The organism is Pseudomonas cremoricolorata DSM 17059 = NBRC 16634, from assembly GCF_000425745.1.
Lineage (GTDB): Bacteria > Pseudomonadota > Gammaproteobacteria > Pseudomonadales > Pseudomonadaceae > Aquipseudomonas > Aquipseudomonas cremoricolorata.
Map to the genome: position 1 here is coordinate 1 of NZ_AUEA01000024.1, position 2389 is coordinate 2389.

Sequence of the window (2389 nt, forward strand, 5' to 3'; positions counted from 1 at the left end):
ACACAAACCGACTCCGGGGAACGTCGATACCTTCGCCTGGTACCAGTGCGACCAACTGGGCACCCCGATGGAGCTGACCGACAGCGACGGCCAAGTGGCCTGGCGCGGGCACTACAAAGCCTGGGGCCTGGCCACCGAAGAACGCAGCGAAACCGCCAAGCGGAAAAACATCCACAATGCGTTACGCTTTCAGGGGCAGTACTTCGATATCGAAACGGGGTTGCATTACAACCGGTATCGATATTACGACCCGCGGGTGGGACGGTTTATCGGCAAGGACCCGATTGGGTTTGCGGGTGGGGTTAATGTTTATCAGTATGCGCCGAGTCCGGGGAATTGGGTTGATCCGTTAGGACTGGCTGCACATAGAGGGCGGTTTCAAGCCCAAGGAAAAAAGCTTGAGGAATCGGTCAGTTGGGATCAGGACTCTCCTTTAAGCGCATCGGATGCACAAGCTAAGATGGAGGAGCTTAAAAGAAAATTGTCGAAAAAAGATCTAAAGCTCAGGCAAGCCGCATTCAGCCGTGCTGAGCGATGGATTGAGCGAGCCTGCAATTGCGGCGGAATATATGCTCAGAAAAACCAGACTTTTATGGTGGATGGAACTAGACACGAGCGTGTGGATATAGAGATTAGAGCCGGAAAGGCATTCGTGGAGGACTAGATGTTTGAAGACTTCCTGTGCAATGAGGAAACATACGACAGCCTTGAAAGTTTTTTTTCGTCCTATTTTGAAGGCTACGTTAAAAAAATGTGCATCAAGCCCGATGAGTTTGTTAGCCCTTATTATAATACCAGGTACGCTAACGGGGCTAAAATAAGAGAAGCTAATCCGATTTTTTCAGCGCGCAACAAGAGGACCGGCAACGTCTGCAGAATCGTCATATACAACCCTGTTCGGGGATATGCAAAACATTACAAGGAAATCGAAGGAGGCAATGAAGTATGCTTTGTCATAAAAATAAAACATTTAAAGAGAGCACGGAAAGATCTTATGCGCTGGGCAAGCTTGCAAATGAAAAATACTCGAGCAAAGTAGACTTAAAGCCATCATGACTCAGGGTGCAATCAGTTGAAGCAATGGTCTTAGAGCTAGATAAATCACCGCGACTTGCAACACTGCTAGGCTCGGTACGAAAAATTTTAGACATCAGCGAGACAAGGCGATGGCGGCTCCGAATGGGCGACCCAGCTGTTTTCAACGCAGTATAACAAAGTATCAAAGTTTTCCGTACAGAGCCTGTCAATATGTGGACGAAATCGTTCGCAGTTTCAGAGTAAGTACTGTGATGCCGAGACGGGATTACGTCACAACCGGTATCGATATTACCATCCGCGGGTGGGGCGCTTCATTGGCAAGGACCCGATTGGGTTTGCGGGTGGGCTGAATATCTATGCATATGCGCCCAATCCGATTCAGTGGCTGGACCCGTTCGGACTTGAGCGCATAAAGAATTCGATTGAGGGGGACAGGCGACACCGGATAGTAAACGAAAGATTATCGGCAAATTATCCTAATGCGACCATTCAGTGCGAGTGTTATTTGCGAGACTCGAACGGCAAATCTGTTTATGACAATAGTTATACAAATAGCCGACGCCGGGTTGACACGGTAGTCATTCATGACGGAAAGGCAAAACCTTACGAAATAACAAGCCTCACTGCAGACAAAGGAGCTCAAACCGAAAAGGAGGTCAGGGTAATAGAGAGTGGCGGAACGTACATAAGAGATAGAAAGACAGAAGACCTAGTACCGATCACGGGCCTATCTGAAATAATTAGAGAGCCGTAAAATGGACAAAGACAAACTGATTTGGCCAACAATTGATTCTGAAGTAAACCGCTATGTGATGTTTGATGCCCAAAATAATCTTGTACCAGACCTGCTCAGTCAAGAAGTTATATTGCGCTCATTAGAGGCGTTGCGGCGCTTCTTCCTAGATGAAGGCCTGCTAACCAAAGCCATCACTGACAATAATGATAAACTTTTAAAGGTGGCGATTAGAGCAAGCGACTTCACTGAAGAGGGGCTTACCCTTGTAAAGCTTAAGACCTCAGCTTGGAGAGGTTCGAAAAGCTCAAAAAAAATCCGCCAGACATGAGCATGTTAAAAAAAGCGTTGAAAGAGATAAGATTGAATAAAAACTGTTGGCGATCTAATTTAGGTTAAGTTCCATTAAAATTCGTCATTTTTCGACATCGGAGCTACAGGGATTATGGGAGGCTATTAACTCTAGTTATAGCAATCTGTCACAGCACGTTTTTGGTGAACGAATACATACGGCGCAAGCGCGCCGAAACCCCCGACAGCGGCCTGACCGGCTACCTGTGGGACGGCGACACCCTCGCCATCGAGTGCCGCGTGGACGAACAGCAGCATGGCTTCACC

General features: G+C 47.6%; 4 protein-coding genes. All 4 read left to right on the forward strand.

Annotation, left to right across the window (positions count from 1 at the left end):
* Positions 1–664 (forward strand): RHS repeat domain-containing protein (locus tag H618_RS0118810; protein ID WP_028696535.1); only part of this gene is annotated, 664 nt, incomplete at its 5' end.
* Positions 665–1039 carry a hypothetical protein gene (locus tag H618_RS22845; RefSeq protein WP_154660687.1) on the forward strand — a complete coding sequence of 125 codons (375 nt, stop codon included), beginning with the start codon at positions 665–667 and terminating at the stop codon, positions 1037–1039.
* Positions 1040–1246: 207 nt separating this feature from the next.
* On the forward strand, positions 1247–1792 hold the full coding sequence (locus H618_RS22660) for an RHS repeat-associated core domain-containing protein (protein WP_245586795.1): 546 nt from the start codon (positions 1247–1249) through the stop codon (positions 1790–1792).
* Position 1793: 1 nt separating this feature from the next.
* Positions 1794–2102 (forward strand): hypothetical protein, encoded by a 309-nt coding sequence (locus H618_RS22850; RefSeq protein ID WP_154660688.1) that lies wholly within the window; start codon positions 1794–1796, stop codon positions 2100–2102.
* Positions 2103–2389 lie beyond the last annotated feature (287 nt).